This is a genomic window from Flexithrix dorotheae DSM 6795, assembly GCF_000379765.1.
In the GTDB taxonomy this organism is placed as follows: domain Bacteria; phylum Bacteroidota; class Bacteroidia; order Cytophagales; family Flammeovirgaceae; genus Flexithrix; species Flexithrix dorotheae.
This window is the reverse complement of record NZ_KB903440.1, coordinates 47,002-67,464: the sequence shown is the minus strand read 5'-3', so window position 1 is coordinate 67,464 and position 20,463 is coordinate 47,002. Positions and strand designations below refer to the sequence as shown.

Genomic DNA, 20,463 nt, shown 5'->3' with positions numbered 1-20,463 from the left:
CTGACTGAATAATCCAAACAAAAGAAGACAATATGACACATTTAAAAAACCAACACCTTCCCCATTATTCACAACTGTTTTGTTAACAAACTTTTCAACTCAAATCAAAGTAGAATTGTTTGACGTAAATTGCAGGTATAAAACAAACCAAAACTACATGAATTATTACATGGTAGATATCAACCTACACAGAGAACAATCGCAAAACTTTAAAGATTTAATACCCAAACAAAAATCCTTTTTCCACAGACTTATGCATGAAGGAAAGATTCTAGATTATGCCCTATCAATGGATAAATCAAAAATCTGGATCAGTTTTTCTGCACGCTCAGAAAAAGAAGTAACCGATATTATTGCCAAATTCCCGCTAATTGACTTCTTTGATGTTGACGTACACCCACTTGCTTTTCAAAACAGGATGAATGTTTTAATTCCCAAAGTTTCCCTCAACTAAGTCAGTTTTACCCTAAGCAAAATTTTTTCAACTTCACTATCAGGTTAGTTTCTCCCTCAATTTTAACCTGCCAATTTTTCTCCTTCTCACCACTTTTTATTTAATGGATTCAGTTTTGTGAAGAAAATTAAACTTCAAACTGTTAAATTATGTTGCAGGAAAAAAGAATTAGGTTTGAATAAAAATTTACCCCATATACTATAATACTACCTGGTCATGACTGAAATAGATTTCAAATACAAAACTTCCCTAAGTTTTGAACCACTTTATAACTATCTCAAAGAGAAGATAAATAAAAGAAATTGCTCCACAGAATTTTTAATTAAATCTGTTCAGGATACCCTTGAGCAAAACCCTGAGTTAAGGGGTTCAATAACCGATTTATCGGTATTGGAAAAGCATCAGACTTTATTGAATTCTATCATGTCTCTGCTTTTCTCCCCCGTTGATCTGGATACTGAAATCTGTGCTATTGTGCATCCCTTTAAATACCAGACACTTACCCAATCTTCCAAATGGGAGGAGTTAATCACTTTTGATGAAAAAGATCTAAAAATCAACGCTCACGATTTTTCTGAATATCATACCAAAAAAATGCTGTATGCCAACAGCATTATCCTAAAGGAAATTTATGGTCAGGAAGTGAATGTGCATAATGAAATAGTGTATACCCTGGTAGATAAGGAAACCGGACTCAACAAATATTACAAACTATTTTTCAATAAAGATTTTGCAGAATTAATTTACAAAAAAGAACCGGTCCCGCTTTCGGAGGAAATATTGAAACTACTTTCTCAAAATATTGATAATATAGAATTGTGGGATAAATACATTGATTATGGCAACTTTGAATTCCGTGGGTTTCTCGTCATGAAACTCGTAGATGTGACCCAAAATGAAGTTTTATCTTCCCTTAAGTCCGACTTACTTCAAAAAGACACTATTATTTCAAAACCTAAGTTTCGAAAACTAGAATCGAAACTCAGAGAATATTTTGCCAACCCCAATTTGAAACTGGGTATTATTTCTTTCAGTGGAAACATGAAAGATGGAGAAGTAAAATCAGGTCCGAAAATATGGAACAGCATCCTGGATGAGAGTGATATTAACAAAATCACCTGTGAGAAAGGGAAATCGATCAAAAAAGAGGCTTTCGAAGGCTGTATTTATCATTTGATGATGGAAGAGGGAAAAACCCAGGTAATTGAAGATTTAGAAAATTATCCTCGAAAGTCTCCAATTGAGCATTTACTATTGGAAAAAGGAATAAAAAGCATATTGGTTTCACCTTTGATTTACGATGGTAAGGTATTGGGGGGAATTGAAATTGCCTCCACCAAAAAAGAAGGCGTAGACTGGTCTTCCATTAGTTTTTTAAGAGATATTTTGCCCATTTTTTCGCTTGCTGCAAAAAGAAGCCTGGAAGAACTGGAAAGTAAATTACAAGCATTAATTAAGGAAGAATATACCGCTATTCACCCTTCTGTAGAATGGAGGTTTGCCCAGGCAGCCCTCAATAAAATGGATAAGCAAACCAGAGGGGAAATGGCTGAAAGTGAGTCCATCGTATTTAATAATGTTTACCCCATTTATGGGCAATCAGATGTGAGAGGCTCTTCCCTTATCAGAAATACGGTTATTCAGGCAGATCTTATTGAGCAGTTAAATCTTGCCAAAAAAGCTTTGCTGGAGGTAAAGAAGAATCAAAATCTTAAAATAGCTGAAGAAATTATTTTCAGAATTGATAAGGCTATAAATGGAATTTCCGAAAAAATTGGTTCGGGAGATGAAACCACCGTGCTTTATTTTATAAAAAATGAAATCGAACCTCTGATTATTCATTTCTATCATTCTAAATTTTTATCAGAAGAGGCTTACAATGAATATTTCAGCAATTTGGATGTAGAGCTGGGAATTTTATATAAAAGGCGAAAGGCATTTGAAGACAGTCTCACTAAAATGAATGATACCATTTCCCATTTTATTGAGGAGGAAGAAGTGGAAGCACAGGAAGTTTTCCCTCATTATTTCGAAAAATATAAAACAGATGGAGTAGAATATAATTTGTACATTGGCAGTGCCATAGTACCTTCCAGAAAGTTTGATTTGGTGTATTTGCAAAATTTAAGGCTTTGGCAAATGGAACTCACCAGTAAAGTAGCCATTATGGCTGAAAGTTTAAAAGATGAATTGCCTATGCCTTTGGATACCACTCATCTTATTTTGGTAAATAATACCCCTATATCCATCCGGTTCAGAGAAGATGAAAAGCAATTTGATGTGGATGGTGCTTATAATATTCGATACGAGATCATTAAAAAGAGAATTGATAAAGCACATATTAAAGGCACTGATGAAAGACTGACACAACCCAGGAAAATTGCCATAGTTTATGCCCAGGATAAAGAAGCTCAGGAATACAGAAGATATATTGAATATTTGCAGCACAAAGGTTATTTAGAAAATGACGTTGAGGAACTTGACCTGGAAGAACTTCAGGGTGTAAACGGTTTGAAAGCTTTACGTGTGGAAGTAAAAATTCCAGCCAAAAATGATAAAGATAATTTCCCCAAAAAGGTAATTGAGAAAATTTTTAAGGAAAAAGAGAAAGTCTGATTTTTCAGACTTTTCCTTTTTTTCTATATATACACAAAATTCCATTCAAATACTGATTTTAATTTTTTTGCTTTAGCCATCCTTCCTTAAATTTAAATTAGGGAACAAATTCCCAAAACCATTAGCTACATCTGAAGATTTTTTTCTCTAAATTTAAATCTCAAACAGGCTGGTGAGACTAGCAGAAAGTCTGTCCTCACCTCATTAATATATCAATTGCTTTTATTTAGCTCATTTCCACTTAACTAAAGTGTAAAATAAATTGTAGGCAAAGCATTAGAACCAAAACATCAGTACAATGACTGAAGCAGAAATATTACTTGTCCAAAAATCATGGACCGCTATTCAAACCAGAAGTGATATTATTGGAGTAAAATTCTACACCAAATTATTTGAGGTTCAGCCGCTATTTAAGCCGCTTTTCCATAACGAACGCGATGAGCAGGCCAAAAAACTAATGAAATTGATTGGCTTTGCAGTTACTAAAATAAAACCAGAAATAGAGGAAGATAAGACAGTTGCAGCAGTAGGAAAAAGACACATCGCCTATGGCGTAAAGGAGCAGGATTTTGAAATTTTTGGAAAAGTGTTGGTGGAAACTATCGGGGAAGAGTTGGGAGAACACTGGAATCCTGAATTGGAGGTAGCCTGGGGAAAAGCCTATCAGTACCTTTCCAAATTAATGATCAGGGCACGCCATTAATAAACCAAAAAATTTTCAGGCAATTGAAAATTAGTGCTTTTTCAGCACTTATGAGCATCATCATACCCACATTGTGCTTATACAATTACCTTTGAATAAAAACAGAAATATATTAATCACATCATAAAACTTTCATATTCATGTCGAACAAAGTGGTTGGGGTTGCCGCACATATTGAGGCAAAACCGGGAAATTCGGAAGCTGTTAAAGAAATCTTAAAAGGCTTTGTGGCTCCTACAAGAAAGGAAAAAGGTTGTATTCAGTATGAATTATTCCAGAGTGAAGAAACACCGGAAAAATTTACTTTCCTTGAGAAATGGGAAAGTCTGGAAGATTTGGAGGCTCATGGGCAATCATCACATATTACCTCTGGTAAGGAAAAACTTGCGGAATTATTAGTTGGGCCAAGTGATGTACGGGTTTCAAAATCAGTAGACTAGTTTTATTTCTTCCATTTTAGGGTGAAAAAATCCTGATTCATAAATTTTTTGGGGTCTTCTTTATGATCAGTTCCTCTTTAGATTTAGAAAGTAAGACCTCATAAAAAACTGAGTGTTTAAAAATTATATTCAAATAATAGCATTTGAACCCATTAAAATCACTCAAATTCCCTTGAAAAGGGATAAATCCATTAATAACACTTCTAATTCATTGAGCTTAATTGAAAGACTTACGAAAATATTTATTCCAAATTGGTAAAATTCAAAGTTTATTTTAAACAAAATCAATGAATTATATTTGTGTAGATGAATAAATGACAGACAAATTTAATTTTTTAGAGAAATGAATCGCAGAAACAAATTATTACTATTATTACTTCCCCTATTTTTCAGCATAGTTTCTTTAGCTCAATCTCCCAATTACAAGCTAAAGTCGGATAGTAAAGCTTCTGTAACCGGAACTTCTACGCTACATGACTGGACCGGAGAAGTAAATGAAATGGAGGGATCTGCCAGCTTTTCAAAATCCATAGTAAAGAAATTGAAAGCAGGTGAAACGATTGAAGGTATTGAATTAAAATTTAAGGTAGCCAGCATTGATGGAGGAAGGGGAGATACTATGAATAATAAAATAGTAAAAGCATTTGGTGACGATAATCCTTATATAATTTTCCAATCGAGTGAACCAGCTAAAATCACTGAAGTGAATGATAAGACTGCTGGTACCTTCAAAATTGTTTCCAAAGGAAAATTAACTATGGCCGGAGTTTCCAAAGATGTGGAAATTGAATTGGAGGGGAAAAAGCTCGATTCAGGTGATTTCCAATTTACTGGAGAAAAAGCGCTGAAAATGAGTGATTATGGAATGGAACGTCCATCTGCCATGTTTGGCCAGATTGTAACAGGCGATGATATTACGGCAAAATTTGACCTTACCTTCACCAAAAATTAATTGAAAAGCATTTGGATAAAAAATCCAGCATTATAAGAGAAAAGGATTATGAAGTTGATATTTAACAAGATTACATTTTTAACCGGATTGTTTTCCTTCCTGATTTTATCTGTTGCTTCTGCCCAGGAGGATAGTCTAAGGAATGACGAACAATTTAAGTTATATAAACAGGAAATTCCGGGTACTCCGGTTTCTTTTCAAATGGCCCCGATTCCCGGAGGAAAATTCTTAATGGGAAGCCCTGAAACTGAACCAGATAGAAAAGAAGATGAGGGACCTCAGGTAGAAGTGGAAATTGAACCCTTTTACATAGGGGTATTTGAAGTAACTTTCGATGAGTACGAAATTTTCAGGGAAAAAAACCTTGATAAAGCACCTGAAGGAAAAGAAGATTCCTGGAATGCTGATGCGGTAACCCGTCCAAGCCCTCCTTATGAAGATCCAACATTTGGAATGGGAAAATATGGTTACCCTGCAGCAAGTATGACACAATTTGCAGCCCTTAGATATTGCAAATGGCTCACTGAAAAAACAGGGGTATTCTACAGACTTGCTACAGAAGCCGAGTGGGAATATGCCTGTAGAGCAGGAACAACTACTGCATATTCATTTGGGGATAGTGTATCGAAACTTGATGAATATGCCTGGCATTATGAAAACAGTGATGATGCCTACCATAAAGTTGGAGAGAAAAAACCAAACCCTTGGGGACTTTACGATATGCATGGTAATGTAGCCGAATGGACACTGGATCAGTATAAAGAAGATTTTTATGCGTCACTTGATGCAGATGAAAAGAAAAAAAATCCGTGGGCCATACCTGTAAAACTTCACCCCAGAACAGTAAAAGGAGGTTCATGGGATGATGACCCTGATAAATTGAGAAGTGCTGCAAGAACTGAATCCAGCATGAAATGGAAACAAAGAGATCCGCAAATTCCGAAAAGTTTCTGGTGGAATACAGACTCTCCTTTTGTAGGGTTCAGAATTGTAAGTCCTAAGAAGCAACCAACACCTGAAGAATTGAAGAAATTCTGGGGTATTACCCTTGATGAATAAATGATCGGGTGAAAATCTAAATTGAAAAGAAATTTTTCCAATAATAAAAACTAATATGTCAATGAAAAAGAATGAAACAAACCCTTCATTTGGGTTGAACAGAAGAAATTTTGTGAAAAGCTCTGCTGCTGCTGCAGGAGGAATGATTCTTACTCCTTTTGCCGTTCAGGCTGCAGGTTATCACACTTCAGTGGATGATACCATTAAAATAGCATTGATTGGTTGTGGAGGAAGGGGTACCGGAGCAGCTGTACAGGCACTTAGTACCAAGCAAAATTTAAAACTGGTTGCCATGGCTGATGCCTTCCGTGACAGACTTGATTTTAGTTTTGATAAAATTATCAATCATGAAAGTGTTGATAAATCAAAAATAGATGTAAAGGAAGAGCATAAATTTGTTGGGTTTGATGGTTATAAGCAGGCTATTGATATGGCAGATGTAGTCCTACTGGCTACACCTCCTGGTTTCAGACCAATTCATTTCGATTATGCTGTTGAAAATAACAAACATGTATTCATGGAAAAACCTGTAGCAACTGATGCTGCTGGTGTGAGACAGGTTTTGGCTTCAGCTGAAAAAGCAAAAGAGAAAAAATTAAATGTAGTTGTTGGTCTTCAAAGACATTATCAGAATAGCTACAAAGAATTAATGAAGCGAGTACATGGTGGTGAAATTGGAGAAGTAGTAGCAGCCCAGGCTTACTGGGATGGTGGTGGAGTTTGGGTGAGGGAAAGACAAGATGGGCAAACTGAAATGGAATACCAAATGAGAAACTGGTATTATTTCAACTGGTTGTGCGGTGACCATATCGTAGAGCAGCATATTCACAACATAGACGTAGTGAATTGGGCAAAAAATGCTTATCCTGTAAAAGCTCAGGGAATGGGAGGTAGAGAAGTAAGAAAAGGAAAAGATCATGGTCAGATTTTCGATCACCATTTTGTAGAATTTGAGTACGAAGATGGAACCGTGCTTTCCAGTCAGTGCAGACACATTAAAGGCTGTATGAACAGAGTTTCTGAGTTTTTAATTGGTACGAAAGGAAGAGCAACTACTCAGGGTAAAACGATGATAACCGACCTGAAGGGAAATAAAGTTTGGGCCCACAGGGATAAGGATGATCCAAATCCTTATCAGCAGGAACACGATGAACTGTTTGCTGCTGTAGCCAATGGCGAATATAAATTTGCCGATGCCGAGAATGGCGCAAAGAGTACCATGACTGCTATTTTTGGTAGAATGGCAACTTATTCAGGCCAGCAATTAACCTGGGATGAAGCCTTAAACTCGGAAATCACCATCATGCCTACAAAATATGCCTTTGATGCTGAGCCTCCGGTAATGCCGGATTCCAACGGATTCTATCCAGTGCCGGTTCCTGGAGTAACCAAAGTAATTTAATTCATATTATAATACACAAAAAAGCCTCTCCGTAATTGGAGAGGCTTTTTTATTCAAAATAAGAATTAATGCTTAATTGATTTCCAAATCACCTGATGCATTATTACTAAAAGTATTTGATTCTTGTGTGAGGGTAGTTCCTGATTCTGAAAAAATTCCGTACCCTGCACTATTAGTAAACGTTGAATTTTTAACACTAAGTTTTCCTCCATCTCCAAGGCCAAGGTTTGTGGCATCCACACCAAATCCATGACCTGAGCTACCTCCGTAGGAAACTTCCGCAAATTCGATTTCATTTTTTGTATTATTGGTCCAGTATACTAAACCTTTCCAATAACCGGCTGTTTCAGATTTTCCTGTAAATATTATTTTGTTGGAAGCATCTCCTTTGGCAGTCATATACCCTTCGCCATCAACCCAAATTCTTTTATCACTTCCTACTTTGAAAATGGCCCCGGGATTTACTACCACCCCACTTTCGATTTCCAAATTCCCACTTACAAAATAAGATGCGCCTGTTGAAAGTGCTGGCCAAGTTACCTCTGTTGCATTATTTAAGGTAGAAGCAATTACCTCTACACTATTATCTCCATTGTCGGTAAATGTAGTTTCAGAATCTAGTTGAGCAATATTAATGATTCCAATTGTCATGGCAATATTTTTATTATTCATGAGCTTATTTTTGGAAAAATCAATAATAGAAGCATCTCTTTCAACATATAAACCATAGTCATCACTATATGAAATGGTAGAATTTGTAATGCTACATTTTCCATCATCTCCAATTCCCAAAGAAGTTTTTCCTACGCCAAAACCATGGCTACTACTTCCTCCGTAGGATACTTCCACATAATCCAATTTATTATCAAGGTTATTGGTCCATATCACTAAACCTTTCCAATAGCCAACGGTTTCGTCCTTACCTGTAAACACAATTGGTGATACTTCAGTACCAATGGCAGTCATGTAACCTTCACCTTCCACCCAGATTCTCTTATCGCTGGCAAAGGCAAAAGTAACTCCAGGAGAAACGATAAGCCCAGAATTGATATCAAGGTTACCTGTGACATAATATGGTGTATTGTCATTAAAAGCAGGCACTGTGATAGCCACTGATTGATCAAGTGTTGATCCGAATAATTCTATACTATTATCGCCATTTCCTTCACTAAACTTGGATATGTTGTCAAGTTTTTCCGTTTGGCTGATATTCATGGCCGCAGCTATACCAGTATTATTTTTTATTTCATTGTTCATAAATTCATTGAACGATGCTGCTGTTTCCACAAACAGGCCATAGTCACCACTATTTGAAATGATTGAATTTTTAATGGAAAGTTTTCCATCATCTCCTATTCCCAGGGTCGTTTTTCCAACTCCAAATCCATGGTCACCACTTCCACCATATTTTACTTCTACATAATCCAGAACATTTTCATTGGATTTAGTCCAAACTACTAAACCTTTCCAGTAACCTGGTGATTCTTGTTTTCCGGTAAAAATGATCTTATTATCAGCAGTACCAATTGCCTCTATGGTAGCATCTCCATCCACCCAAATTCTTTCATCAGCCTCTACAGCTATAATTACACCGGGCTTAATGGTAAGTTTTGCTGTTCCGTTGATGGTTAAATTTCCGGTAACCAGGTAATCAGGTGTATCATCTGAGAAAATATCCACCAGAATTGAATCCTCCGATATGGTTCCGGAAAGCTCAATGGTTTTTAAAGGCACTCCTTCTGCTGTAATTTTTACATCATCTGTCTTTGTACTTATGGTGTTATTTACACTAAGAGAGATAATATACTCCCCTTCTACATCGGGGGTAAAGGTCGGGGTTTCTCCATTTGCTCCCGAAAGAGCAGCTGTACTTCCACTTGGTTTGGAGGTGATAGTCCAGGAGTATGTAAGGGCATTTCCTGATGCATCAGTAGCTGTACCAATTAGATTTACTAGTTCACCAACATCAACCGTCTGATCAGGGCCGGCATTTACCACCAGCGTATCGGGAGTTGGTTCTTCATCTTCAGAACAACTAAAAATGAAAAATGATAAAAGTAATGTTGCAAAATAAAAGTTTTTTAACTTCATCGGTTATAAGTTTTCTTATTCAAAAAAATAATTTGCAGTTTTGGTTCTTACGGGAATCCTCTGCTAAGGATGTCTTCCCGGTTTTGCGTTTTAATTCATTAAGAATTGAAGAGGTAAACAGGAATTGAAAAAATTTTAGATTTTTGTTTACAAATCCATTTTGAAGATAATAAAATGACAGTATCCATTTCGGGAGATAAAGATTTATTTGAGCGTCTAAGGAAAGGAGACGAAAATTCTCTGGTAAAGGTTTACCAGCTTTACAAAGGAAATTACATCAGTTGGGGGCAAAAAAACTTTTTATTATCAGCTGAAGAATGTGAAGATATATTCCAGGATGCTATCATTGCATTCAATGATAACATTCGGAAAAAGAAAATCACCGAACTGAATTGTTCATTAAAAACTTACATTTTTGCCATTGCTAAAAACCTGACAATCAAGATAATAAATAAAAATAACAGGGAGGAACTGAAGGATGAGCATTTTGATGCTCCTATCGAGCCAAGAGAAATAGTGGATCAAATGATTATTCTTTCTGAAAAACAGGAAAAAATAGTATCGCTTCTGAAGTTTTTAAAAGAACCATGCTATTCTATTTTGAAACTTTATTACTACAAATCTTATTCTATGGAAATCATTGCCAGAGAATTAAATTATAAAAATGAGAAAGTGGTGAAATCCCAGAAAGTAAGGTGTATGAATGAATTAAAAAAGTTGGTGAAAGCCAGATTTTCCAAGGGAGATTTAGGGTAAAAAAACCGAATATATCATTAACTTATATTAACAAGATATGTACAATTGATGGCTGAATTTAAATACGATATTGATCAGATTGATGCCTTTTTGAAGGGAAAAATGCAGGGTGAAGAATTGAATGCATTTAAAGCTTATATGCAAATTGAAGAAGCCTTTAGTAAGGAGGTAGAGCTACAAAAAGATTTGCTTATCAGCCTTAATGCACATTTTAACAAAGAACTCAAACAAAAACTTATTCAATCGGATAAATCAGGAGCAAAGGCTATTAATAAAAAGTTAATCCCTAACTATATTAAGTTTGGATTTGCAGCCTCAGTCATTTTATTTCTTTTTTTCGGTTACTTTTTCCTGTTTCAATCCATTGACAATACCGCCATTTATACAGAATTTTATAAGCCCTACCCCAATATTGTCAGTCCTCAGGTGAGGGGTGTAGAAAATATTCAAACGGATATACTGCAGTACTACGAAATTGCCGACTACAATACAGCCATTATTTTACTGGAAAAAGAATTGGAAAAAAATGATGCGCCTCTGGCCTATCGCTTTTATTATGGCTTAAGCCTGATGGAAATTGGAAAAACGGATCAGGCAATTGTGGTTTTAAATCAGGTTGCCGAAAGCGGGGATGCAAAATTTAAAGATCCTGCCCAATGGTACCTGGGCTTAATTTATCTGAAACAAAATGACCTAAAAAAAGCGGAAAATATTTTCGAGTCTATTGCCAAATCAGACAACAGCTATAAAAAACGCGCTGGAGAATTATTGGAACAATTAAATTAAGATTACTTGCTCAAAAACAAGTCCTTTCAATTTTTAGGATAGTTTCCCCAATTTGAAGTATATTTAAAGACTTTATAAATAGTGCGATAAATTTACTTCGAAAATGAAAAAGTTTTTTACCCTTATTATTCTTTTTTGCCTGGTCATAACCGGTTGCGCTCAAATCCAACAAAATTCTGAAGAAATCAAGCTCATCATTCGAGTGGATGATATTGGGTTTTCCCATGCTGTAAATCTGGCCTGTATGGAGACCCTTGAAAAGGGAGTTGCAACTTCTGTGGAAATTATGGTTCCTGGTCCCTGGTTTCCTGAAGCCGCAAAAATGCTGGCAGAACGACCAGATCTTGATGTTGGCATTCACTTAGTATTGACCAGCGAATGGCAGAATTTAAAATGGCGTCCACTAACTCATGCCCCAAGTCTGGTAGATCAGGATGGTTACTTTCATCCAGTAATTTGGCCAAATGAGAAACGCAAAGAAGATGCAACATTTCTTCTGGAAAGTGAATGGAAACTTGAAGAAATAGAAGCTGAATTGCGTGCTCAAATAGAATTGGCTAAAAAATATTTGCCCCATCTTTCCCATTTCACCGATCACATGGGTTTTACTCACATGGATCCGAAAGTAAAGGAATTAGCTAAAAAGTTAGGGGAGGAATATCAAATTGATATTTACCCGGAAGATTTTGATGTTCAAAGAATGCCTGGATTTGGAGGTTCTCACACGACTCCTGAGGAGAAAGTTGAAAATTTCATTAAAAGCCTGGATTCGCTCACACCTGGTCTTTGGCTTTTTGTAGACCATCCCGGATTGGATACATCTGAAATGCAAGCGATAGGACATGTGGGTTATATGGATGTAGCTGCAGACAGAAACGGTGTAACCCTTGCCCTTACCGATGAAAGAGTGAAAAAGGCGATAAAGGAAAAGGGAATAAAACTGGTGAAATATTCAGATCTTAAAAAAGAAAATTAGATTTTTTATTCACCCTTAATTATACACCACCTGGCTTAAGTGCTGCTTTGTTTCTACTTGAGCCAGATTATAAAATTAGATTACCTACTCATATCTTATCTTTTTTCAGCAGAATGATTCTCCTGCGTCCCCTTTTTCCTAAATTTGCAGTCCAAAAATCTGATTGCGAAAATACTACTTATGGAAAAACCAGAGAGAATCTATCTTGTGGGGATGCCTGCGTCCGGAAAAACAACTTTTGGAAAAGCTTTGGCTAAGGCCCTGAACTTCGAATTTATTGATTTGGATGAAGTTCTGGTAGAGAAAGCTGGTACTTCAATAAGTAATTTATTTAGGGAAAAAGGAGAGGCTTATTTCAGGGATTTGGAAAAGGAAATATTGGAGAATACCATCCCAGCCAGGACTGTAATTGCCACTGGTGGAGGAGCTCCCTGTTTTTTTGAAAACATGGATTTTATCTTAAAAAACGGATTTTCCATTTTTCTGTATGTGCCTGTAAAAGAACTGGCCAGAAGAAGTATGCAACAACATGGCTCCAGACCCTTGCTCAATGATTTTAAGGAAAAAGCACTGGAAGAAGAACTTGAAAAGAAGCTAAAGTTAAGATTGCCTTTCTATGAAAAAGCCAATCTCAAGCTTTCAGGTAAGGAAATTTCCCATGAATTTGTAATCAGCAAATTGAATCAACAATAGGTAATTTTAGTGTGTCGGCAAAACCATTTCGCACCAGAACCTCTTAAATATTGAGCAAAAACTACTCAATATCAATCAGTTATGGTAATTTAAATACTTGTTACGTCCATCCAAACACTTAAAACGCCTAGTAAAAAATATTGAAATTAAGAAAATGTTATACCCAAAAAATTTTGAAGAAAAAATTGGTTTCGACCGCATTAGAGCGCTTTTAAAGGAAAAATGTGAAGGGGCTGTAGGAGAAACTTTTGTAGATAAGATGAGATTTTCGGACAATTTTGACCTGGTTCGAAAATTAGGATTGCAGGCTGAAGAATTTGTAAAGATATTGTCGAGTGGTACTGAATTTCCCAAAAACAATTATCTGGATATTGGAGAAAGCCTGAAAAAAGCTTCCATTGGGGGGACTTTTTTATATGAAGAGGAATTTTACGATTTGAAAAAGGCACTCACCACATTATCAAGATGTCTGGCCTTTTTTGAAGCAGATGAAGAAGATGAATACCCCGAACTCAAAAATATCAGCCAACAGGTAGAATTTGACCGTCAGATTTTAACCGATATTGAAGCCGTAATTGATGAAAAAGGGGTAATGCGAGACAATGCTTCTCCCGAACTGGCAAGAATAAGACAGCGAATAAATAGTGAACAAAATAGTCTTAGGAAAAAGCTGGACCAGATCTTAAGAAACTTCAAAAGTCTGGGTATTGCCAAAGATGGAGTTTCGGCTACCATCAGAGAAGGAAGAATGGTAATTCCCATTGGAGCAGAATACAAAAGAAAAGTAAAAGGCTTTATCCATGATTCATCCGCAACCGGCCAGACGGTTTATATTGAACCGGAAGAAGTTCTGAATATCAATAATGAAATCAGGGAGCTGGAAATGAGAGAACGTCAGGAAATTATTAAAATCCTGACTAAACTTACAGACAAGGTAAGGCCATCGGTAGAAAGTTTGCGAAAAGCCAATCAGTTTTTGGGAATTCTGGATTTTATCAGAGCAAAAGCTGAATTAGGCATTGAGCTGGAAGCAATCCGACCAGATGCCAACAATGAGCCTGGCATAGAATGGTACAATGCTTTTCATCCATTGCTTTACCTTTCCTATAAAAGACTGGATAAAAAGGTTATTCCCCAGAATATCAGGCTTTCAGAAGAAAACAGAATTTTGCTGATTTCCGGTCCGAATGCCGGAGGTAAATCGGTAACCCTGAAAACAATCGGATTAATTCAGTATATGTTTCAGTGTGGTTTGCTGGTGCCAATTCTGGAAACCTCAAAAATGGGATTTTACAAAAATATTTTCATGGATATTGGTGATGAACAATCTCTGGAAGATGACCTGAGTACCTACTCTTCTCACCTGACCAATATGAAACATTTTGTGCTTCATTCCAACCACCGAACACTTTGCTTAATTGATGAATTCGGTTCAGGTACAGAGCCACAACTGGGAGCAGCCATTGCCGAGTCTATTCTGGAAAGTTTGAATTACAAAAAAGCACAAGGGGTAATCACCACCCACTATGCCAACCTGAAATTTTATGCAGACCGAACTGAAGGCCTGATAAATGGTGCTATGCGATATGATGTAGAACATTTGAAACCCCTTTATCAATTGGAAATTGGTAAGCCGGGTAGTTCATTCGCTTTGGAAATTGCCGAAAATATCGGTTTACCCAAAAGAATTGTGAGCAATGCCCGAAAAAAGGTGGGATCCAAATACATCAATATTGAGAAACTACTTAGCCAGCTGGAACAGGAGAAAAAAGAATTACAGGATAAAACCAGAGACCTGGAAAGGCTGGAATCCCAGCTAAAAGTAGCTAAAGACAAATATGAATCGCTTAAGGATTTTCAGGAACAAAATAAGAAGAAGTTACTCAATGAAGCGAAACTTGAGGCTGATCGCCTACTGAAATCCGCTAATCAGAAAATTGAGAATACCATCCGTGCAATAAAAGAAAATAAGGCTGAAAAGAATCTTACAAAGGCTGTAAGGAAGGATTTGGAATCCTTTAAAAAGACTATTAAGCCTGTGAAAACGGAAGAGAAAAAGCCTGAGGAACCAACGGAGGAAATCCAGATAATTGGTGGAGATATCTCTATTGGTGATATGGTGAAAATTGAAGGCCAGGAAGCTATTGGGGAAGTGTTGGATATTAATAATAAGGATGCCACGGTGGGTATCGGAGAGTTAAAAACCAAAATTAAACTCAAGCGTCTGGTAAAGGTTTCAAGAAAGGTTTTCAAAAAACAACAGAAAAAAGCTGCAGGATACACCGCCTCTATTAATATTAATAAAAAAATGGCTGAATTTAAGCCAAATATCGACTTAAGAGGGAAAAGAGCTGAAGAAGCACTTACCATTCTGGATGAGTTTGTGGATGAAGCTATCATGCTTGGGCAATCTTCCATTAACATTGTTCATGGGAAAGGAGATGGAATTTTACGCCAGGTTATAAGGGATCACTTGAGGAATGTAAAAGAAGTGAAAAGGATGGAGGATGAACATGCGGACCGTGGAGGGCATGGAGTCACTATCGTTAATTTCAGGTGATTTTCGATAAAAAACTTGTTTTTGGGTTAAAAATTTCTTAACATCAGGCTAACTAAACAAAAGCAGAAATTTTTTAACATAGTAAAAATTATTTTGCTTAACCAAACAAGCTAAATCAAAATGCTTATGGAAACGGACCTTTATTCGCTCTCACCGAGCCAGGCCTATTCAAGGATTAATACTTTGAATGAAAAAAAAGATTATGAAGGCCTATCCCCAGAGGAGTCCGAAGAGTTAGAAGATTTAAAGGAAATGTATGTAGAATCTAGCCCGGACTTCGAAGAAATTGATTATTAACCCCCTTTCCGGGAATATCTATTTAAAGCTATTCCCGGATTAAAATACACCCCTCTCCAAAAAATAAATTTTGATTTTTAAAAATTTCCCTTTCTTTTGCATTCGAGGATTCTACAGAGAATCAAATTTTTATAGCCCCGCCCATTGAGAGAAGGATAGTTAGAGAAGTTGATATCAAAGAAAAAAATCCCCCAAATATTTTATTTAAAATGGATGATGAATTGCCATTTTAATTTTTTTAATGATTATTTTTAAAATTAATGAAACACAAAAAAAGAAGAAAGAAGACCAGTGGAAGAAGTAACACTGCGCAGTTAGGAAAAATGGTACTTGCTTTCCTTAATGAAAAACCTTTCCAAAGGTTCACACTGAAAAAAATCGCCAAAGCACTTAAAGTTAGGAAACACAATGCCAAAATTGAATTGGAGGCATTTTTAAATGCGATGGCTAAAAAAGATCTGATTCACAAGCATCCAAACGAAACGTATCAATCCGTGACTTCTGCTGAAACAGAACACGTAACAGGGACGGTTGACTTCGTAAATGCCCGGTTTGCCTACATCATTCCCGAAGGGGAAGAAAATGCTGAAGATGTATGGGTGAAATCGGGAAGTTTAAGAGGCGCCATGGACCGGGATAAAGTGAAAATCCGGGTTTATAAAAACAGCCGGAGAAACAGGCTGGAAGGTGAAGTAGTGGAAATTGTTGAAAGAAACACTGAGGAATTTGTAGGCCATATTGAAATTTCCAACCGATTTGCCTTTGTAGTACCCAACAGCAGAAAAATCCATACTGATATTTTTATTCCGCTTGATGATATAAATGGTGCGGAGCACAAAGATAAAGTGGTTATAAAAATTATAGAATGGCCACATGGAGATGACAGCCCTGTTGGAAAAGTAACCAGGGTACTGGGAAAATCAGGTGAAAATGATACTGAAATACATGCAATCATGTTTGAGTATGGTTTGCCTTTCGATTTTCCGCAGGAAGTAGAAGCAGAAGCCAATAAAATTCCACTCGAAATCCCGGGAAGTGAAATAAAAAAGCGAAGAGATTTAAGGGATACTACCACATTTACCATCGATCCCCTTACTGCAAAAGATTTTGATGATGCTCTTTCCGTAAAGCAACTGGATAATGGAAATTGGGAAATCGGTGTGCATATTGCCGATGTTACTCACTATGTAAAGCCTAATTCTATTTTGGAAAAAGAAGCTTTTAGAAGAGCTACATCTGTTTATCTGGTAGACCGAACCGTACCCATGCTTCCGGAAAATCTTTCCAATGGTTTATGTTCGCTCAGGCCAAATGAGGATAAACTTACTTTTTCCGCCATTTTTGAGCTTGACCCTAAAGGCAATATCATAGAAGAATGGTTTGGAAGAACTGTTATTCACTCTGACAGAAGGTTTACTTATGAAGAGGCTCAGGAGGTTTTAGAAACCGGAGAAGGAGATTTTAAGGAGGAACTATTTAAACTTAATGAACTGGCAAAATTGCTCAATAAAAAGCGGTTTAGGGCCGGGGCAATTTCCTTCGAATCAGTGGAATTATATTTTGAACTGGATGAGAAAGGAAAACCAGTTGGGCTTTTTCCAAAAATCAGGAAAGATGCGCATAAATTGATTGAGGAATTTATGCTTTTAGCCAACAAAAGAGTGGCTGAGTTTGTCTTTAACCAAAGAAAGGGGAAGGTGAAAAATACGATGGTTTACCGGGTACATGAAGATCCAGATCCTGAAAGGGTAGATATTTTTGCCAAGTTTCTAAAAAGGTTTGGGTATAATATTTCCCAGGAATCAGGAGGAGCTTTTTCCAAATCCCTTAACCAGTTATCCAAAGATATTGAGGGTAAAACCATTCAGAATATTATCCAGTATCAGGCTATCCGTACAATGGCTAAGGCAAGGTACACTACTGAGCCTATCGGGCATTATGGTTTAGCATTTAAACACTATTCTCACTTTACTTCCCCCATCAGAAGATACCCGGATATGATGGCACATCGCTTACTGCAACATTATCTTGATGGTGGCCAGCCTGTGGATAAAAAGGAATATGAAGAAAAATGTAAACATTCTTCAGAAAGGGAAAAAAGAGCTGCTGATGCGGAAAGAGCATCCATTAAATACAAACAAGTGGAATTTATGGAAACCTTTCTGAACAAAGAACTGGATGGTTTCATTTCCGGCACTACCGACTGGGGTATTTATGTGGAAATGAATGAAACCAAGTGCGAAGGGATGATCAGGTTATCCGATATGAAAGATGATTATTATGCCTATGATGAAGAGGCTCAAATGGTAATTGGGAAAAAGTTTAAGGAAAAGTTCATGATTGGTGATCCCCTGAGGGTGAAAGTGAAAGCTACAAATCTGGATAAAAGGACAATTGATTTAGAATTAATTGGACGACTGGATTAAAAGAAATAATTACCCACAATTAAATCAGCTTTCATTTCTAATTATCATTTTCTGGTTTATTTTTAAAGGCAAATGATTTGTAGAGCATTATTCAAATAAGAGGATTAATCCTTGATTTGAATCTCTGCATTAATCATTTCACCATCTTCCAACCTTAGAAAATGATGATTAATGACCACACTAGAATTTGATCCTTCCCAAAAATGCAATACTGAGGTCAAACGGGTAGCCTTAGCTTTAATAGAAACTATTCAATTCAATCTTACTTCAGAGCCTGATCAGCATCACGCTATCCATGAATCTAGAAAATCATTTAAAAAACTCCGGGCCCTTCTCAGATTGATCAGAAAGGAATTAAAAAACAAAAAATTTTTAAAGGAAGATGCTTCTTTTCGTAATTTAAGCAGGGAAATTTCCGCATTAAGAGATATTACTTCACTCATGGAATGTCTCACCCGCCTGCACGAAAAATATCCCACCGGAAGTACCGCTGACATCATTAATGAATGCAGAGAGTTACTTTTTGCCAGAAGGCTGGAATTGGAAAAAGACAGTCTTAATTGGGAGCAATCCATCCAAAATGTTAAAAACACCCTTTCGGTAAGAGAGGAGCAGATCGGTAAATGGAAATTGCAAAAGAAACTTTATTCCAGTTGGCAACGGGGACTGGATGAAATCTACAAGGCCGCACAAAAAACAATGGCCGTGGCTTATAAGCATCCAAATGGAGAAAATTTTCACGAATGGCGGAAAAATGTAAAATACCTGGCCAATATGGTTTCATTTCTTAAAAACGCCTGGCCACCGGTTATTGAACCCTGGCTTCTGGAAATATCCAACCTCGCTACCATTTTAGGGGAAGATCATGATTATGAAATGTTGAAAGAGCAATTGGAAACAGAAAACCTAAAGTTGGAAAAGCGATTTCATGCAACCATTTTACACGAAATATTGGAACAGGAAATAGAGCAACTCCGAAAAGTTGCTTATTTCGCAGGAAAGAAGATTTTTGCGGAAAATAGTAAAAGTTTTTCAGCTCGTATAATTGCCAATTATAAAACGGCAACCCTTGAAATGAAATCTTAAGATTTTATTTTTTTAGAGGATTCTCTTATAATCAACTCCGTTTTTATCATTCTTGAAATAGGTACCTCCAGTTCATCATCACTATCGATCTCATTAAGCAGGATTTCTGCCGCAAGTTGCCCTATTTCAAATTCCGATTGCTTTACCGAAGTAAGGGAGGGAGTCATGATTGGCGCTATAGGTTCATTATTAAAGCCAACCACTGCAATATCATCAGGAATTTTGATATTTCTTTCTTTTAATAAGCCCATGGCAGTAGTGGCCAGTCTGTCACTCATGGCAAAAATGGCATCTGGTATATCCTCCTGGTCAATTAATTTTTCAGCGGCAATCCTGGCTCCATCCCTACTTACATCACAATGTACTTCCCACTTCTCTTCAATGGGTAAACCTAATCGCTCCAAAGTATCTTTGTAACCTTGTAGCCTGGTATTGCTTAAAGCCAGAGAATGTGGACCTCCCAAATAAGCAATTTTTTTGCATCCCATTTCTGCCAGGTGCTCCACCACCTTACAGGAAGCCCCATAATTATCCACCAATACTCTTGAAGCTTCAATACTTTTACATTCCCTATCGAAAAATACTAACGGAATGCCCTTACGTTGGAGCTGTCTGAAATGCTCATAATCCTTTGTTTCTCCCGAAACCGAAACTAAAACCCCATCTACCCTACCTGCAGCCATATTCCGAATATTCTGTACTTCCCTTTCATAAGATTCATTGGTCTGGCACACCATTACCGTATAACCGGCTTTTTGGGTTACGGCTTCAATGCCATCCAGTGCTGCAGAAAAAAAGTGGTAGCCCATTTTTGGTACTACTACCCCTATCATTTTAGTTTTTTTCTTTAGAAGGCTTAAAGAAACTTCATTGGGCTGGTAATCCAGTTTCTTTGCGAGTTCCAGCACAGCTTTTTTGGTTTCTGCTTTTATTTCATGATGATCCCGCAAAGCTCTTGAAACTGTGGAGGTGGAAATTTTCAACTGCTTTGCCAAATCTTTTATGGTTATTCTGCTACTTCTCTTCATATATTAAAATTGTTAAGCCTGTGTGTTTGGATTGCCCTGTAATTTATATTGATTATTTATTAAGGTACAAAATTAGGATTATTTTAAGATAAAAAATTAAATCTATTTTATTATCAATTTTCCATTTGTAATTTAAGG

Annotated in this window: 17 protein-coding genes; 15 read left to right on the top strand and 2 right to left on the bottom strand. The window is 36.7% G+C overall.

The window, feature by feature from the left end; translation table 11 throughout:
• Nucleotides 1-157 precede the first annotated feature (157 nt).
• The 7 genes from A3EM_RS0113885 to A3EM_RS0113850 all read left to right on the top strand — a co-directional run bounded on the left by A3EM_RS0113885 (nucleotide 158) and on the right by A3EM_RS0113850 (nucleotide 7,626).
• A complete protein-coding gene (locus A3EM_RS0113885; RefSeq protein WP_020528823.1) occupies nucleotides 158-454 on the top strand; it encodes a muconolactone Delta-isomerase family protein in 297 nt (98 codons plus the stop codon).
• A 216-nt stretch (nucleotides 455-670) separates the two neighbouring features.
• Entirely contained in the window at nucleotides 671-3,070 is a 2,400-nt protein-coding gene (locus A3EM_RS42390; protein WP_020528822.1) for a GAF domain-containing protein, read from the top strand.
• Between the two features lie 298 nt (nucleotides 3,071-3,368).
• Complete coding sequence (locus tag A3EM_RS42385; protein WP_020528821.1) at nucleotides 3,369-3,773, top strand: globin domain-containing protein; 405 nt, start codon at nucleotides 3,369-3,371, stop codon at nucleotides 3,771-3,773.
• 140 nt (nucleotides 3,774-3,913) lie between these two features.
• Nucleotides 3,914-4,213, top strand: coding sequence for a putative quinol monooxygenase (locus A3EM_RS0113870; RefSeq protein ID WP_020528820.1), 300 nt, complete (start codon nucleotides 3,914-3,916; stop codon nucleotides 4,211-4,213).
• Nucleotides 4,214-4,556: 343 nt separating this feature from the next.
• Nucleotides 4,557-5,165 carry a YceI family protein gene (locus A3EM_RS0113860; RefSeq protein WP_020528818.1) on the top strand — a complete coding sequence of 203 codons (609 nt, stop codon included), beginning with the start codon at nucleotides 4,557-4,559 and terminating at the stop codon, nucleotides 5,163-5,165.
• Nucleotides 5,166-5,213: 48 nt separating this feature from the next.
• Nucleotides 5,214-6,224: a formylglycine-generating enzyme family protein gene (locus A3EM_RS0113855; RefSeq protein ID WP_020528817.1), complete on the top strand. Its 1,011-nt coding sequence runs from the start codon at nucleotides 5,214-5,216 to the stop codon at nucleotides 6,222-6,224.
• Between the two features lie 61 nt (nucleotides 6,225-6,285).
• Nucleotides 6,286-7,626 carry a Gfo/Idh/MocA family protein gene (locus tag A3EM_RS0113850; protein ID WP_020528816.1) on the top strand — a complete coding sequence of 447 codons (1,341 nt, stop codon included), beginning with the start codon at nucleotides 6,286-6,288 and terminating at the stop codon, nucleotides 7,624-7,626.
• 72 nt (nucleotides 7,627-7,698) lie between these two features.
• On the opposite strand, the gene A3EM_RS0113845 is transcribed toward A3EM_RS0113850, so the two are convergent.
• Complete coding sequence (locus A3EM_RS0113845; RefSeq protein ID WP_020528815.1) at nucleotides 7,699-9,717, bottom strand: PKD domain-containing protein; 2,019 nt, start codon at nucleotides 9,715-9,717, stop codon at nucleotides 7,699-7,701.
• A gap of 174 nt (nucleotides 9,718-9,891) precedes the next feature.
• On the opposite strand from A3EM_RS0113845, the gene A3EM_RS0113840 reads away from it, so the two are divergent.
• The 8 genes from A3EM_RS0113840 to A3EM_RS0113805 all read left to right on the top strand — a co-directional run bounded on the left by A3EM_RS0113840 (nucleotide 9,892) and on the right by A3EM_RS0113805 (nucleotide 19,297).
• Nucleotides 9,892-10,473 carry an RNA polymerase sigma factor gene (locus A3EM_RS0113840; RefSeq protein ID WP_020528814.1) on the top strand — a complete coding sequence of 194 codons (582 nt, stop codon included), beginning with the start codon at nucleotides 9,892-9,894 and terminating at the stop codon, nucleotides 10,471-10,473.
• Nucleotides 10,474-10,521: 48 nt separating this feature from the next.
• A complete protein-coding gene (locus A3EM_RS0113835; RefSeq protein ID WP_020528813.1) occupies nucleotides 10,522-11,259 on the top strand; it encodes a tetratricopeptide repeat protein in 738 nt (245 codons plus the stop codon).
• 103 nt (nucleotides 11,260-11,362) lie between these two features.
• Nucleotides 11,363-12,235, top strand: coding sequence for a polysaccharide deacetylase family protein (locus A3EM_RS0113830; RefSeq protein WP_020528812.1), 873 nt, complete (start codon nucleotides 11,363-11,365; stop codon nucleotides 12,233-12,235).
• A 180-nt stretch (nucleotides 12,236-12,415) separates the two neighbouring features.
• Nucleotides 12,416-12,928, top strand: a complete 513-nt coding sequence (locus A3EM_RS0113825) for a shikimate kinase (protein ID WP_020528811.1) — start codon at nucleotides 12,416-12,418, stop codon at nucleotides 12,926-12,928.
• A gap of 154 nt (nucleotides 12,929-13,082) precedes the next feature.
• Nucleotides 13,083-15,488, top strand: a complete 2,406-nt coding sequence (locus tag A3EM_RS0113820) for an endonuclease MutS2 (protein WP_020528810.1) — start codon at nucleotides 13,083-13,085, stop codon at nucleotides 15,486-15,488.
• A 126-nt stretch (nucleotides 15,489-15,614) separates the two neighbouring features.
• Nucleotides 15,615-15,785, top strand: a complete 171-nt coding sequence (locus A3EM_RS47530; RefSeq protein WP_157637883.1) for a DUF896 domain-containing protein — start codon at nucleotides 15,615-15,617, stop codon at nucleotides 15,783-15,785.
• Between the two features lie 260 nt (nucleotides 15,786-16,045).
• Nucleotides 16,046-18,211, top strand: coding sequence for a ribonuclease R (gene rnr, locus A3EM_RS0113810; protein ID WP_020528808.1), 2,166 nt, complete (start codon nucleotides 16,046-16,048; stop codon nucleotides 18,209-18,211).
• A gap of 171 nt (nucleotides 18,212-18,382) precedes the next feature.
• Entirely contained in the window at nucleotides 18,383-19,297 is a 915-nt protein-coding gene (locus tag A3EM_RS0113805; RefSeq protein WP_020528807.1) for a CHAD domain-containing protein, read from the top strand.
• Here A3EM_RS0113805 and A3EM_RS0113800 read toward each other — a convergent pair.
• On the bottom strand, nucleotides 19,294-20,325 hold the full coding sequence (locus tag A3EM_RS0113800; RefSeq protein ID WP_020528806.1) for a LacI family DNA-binding transcriptional regulator: 1,032 nt from the start codon (nucleotides 20,323-20,325) through the stop codon (nucleotides 19,294-19,296). The genes A3EM_RS0113805 and A3EM_RS0113800 overlap by 4 nt on opposite strands.
• Between the last annotated feature and the right edge of the window lie 138 nt (nucleotides 20,326-20,463).

What these genes read in the sequence shown, in the direction of transcription:
- A3EM_RS0113870 (WP_020528820.1), top strand. Translation starts at nt 3,914, where the DNA reads ATGTCGAACAAAGTGGTTGGGGTTGCCGCACATATTGAGGCAAAACCG.
- A3EM_RS0113845 (WP_020528815.1), bottom strand. Translation starts at nt 9,717, where the DNA reads ATGAAGTTAAAAAACTTTTATTTTGCAACATTACTTTTATCATTTTTC.
- A3EM_RS0113855 (WP_020528817.1), top strand. Translation starts at nt 5,214, where the DNA reads ATGAAGTTGATATTTAACAAGATTACATTTTTAACCGGATTGTTTTCC.
- rnr (WP_020528808.1), top strand. Translation starts at nt 16,046, where the DNA reads ATGAAACACAAAAAAAGAAGAAAGAAGACCAGTGGAAGAAGTAACACT.
- A3EM_RS0113850 (WP_020528816.1), top strand. Translation starts at nt 6,286, where the DNA reads ATGAAAAAGAATGAAACAAACCCTTCATTTGGGTTGAACAGAAGAAAT.
- A3EM_RS0113825 (WP_020528811.1), top strand. Translation starts at nt 12,416, where the DNA reads ATGGAAAAACCAGAGAGAATCTATCTTGTGGGGATGCCTGCGTCCGGA.
- A3EM_RS0113835 (WP_020528813.1), top strand. Translation starts at nt 10,522, where the DNA reads ATGGCTGAATTTAAATACGATATTGATCAGATTGATGCCTTTTTGAAG.
- A3EM_RS0113885 (WP_020528823.1), top strand. Translation starts at nt 158, where the DNA reads ATGAATTATTACATGGTAGATATCAACCTACACAGAGAACAATCGCAA.
- A3EM_RS47530 (WP_157637883.1), top strand. Translation starts at nt 15,615, where the DNA reads ATGGAAACGGACCTTTATTCGCTCTCACCGAGCCAGGCCTATTCAAGG.
- A3EM_RS0113800 (WP_020528806.1), bottom strand. Translation starts at nt 20,325, where the DNA reads ATGAAGAGAAGTAGCAGAATAACCATAAAAGATTTGGCAAAGCAGTTG.
- A3EM_RS0113820 (WP_020528810.1), top strand. Translation starts at nt 13,083, where the DNA reads ATGTTATACCCAAAAAATTTTGAAGAAAAAATTGGTTTCGACCGCATT.
- A3EM_RS42390 (WP_020528822.1), top strand. Translation starts at nt 671, where the DNA reads ATGACTGAAATAGATTTCAAATACAAAACTTCCCTAAGTTTTGAACCA.
- A3EM_RS0113830 (WP_020528812.1), top strand. Translation starts at nt 11,363, where the DNA reads ATGAAAAAGTTTTTTACCCTTATTATTCTTTTTTGCCTGGTCATAACC.
- A3EM_RS0113860 (WP_020528818.1), top strand. Translation starts at nt 4,557, where the DNA reads ATGAATCGCAGAAACAAATTATTACTATTATTACTTCCCCTATTTTTC.
- A3EM_RS42385 (WP_020528821.1), top strand. Translation starts at nt 3,369, where the DNA reads ATGACTGAAGCAGAAATATTACTTGTCCAAAAATCATGGACCGCTATT.
- A3EM_RS0113805 (WP_020528807.1), top strand. Translation starts at nt 18,383, where the DNA reads ATGACCACACTAGAATTTGATCCTTCCCAAAAATGCAATACTGAGGTC.
- A3EM_RS0113840 (WP_020528814.1), top strand. Translation starts at nt 9,892, where the DNA reads ATGACAGTATCCATTTCGGGAGATAAAGATTTATTTGAGCGTCTAAGG.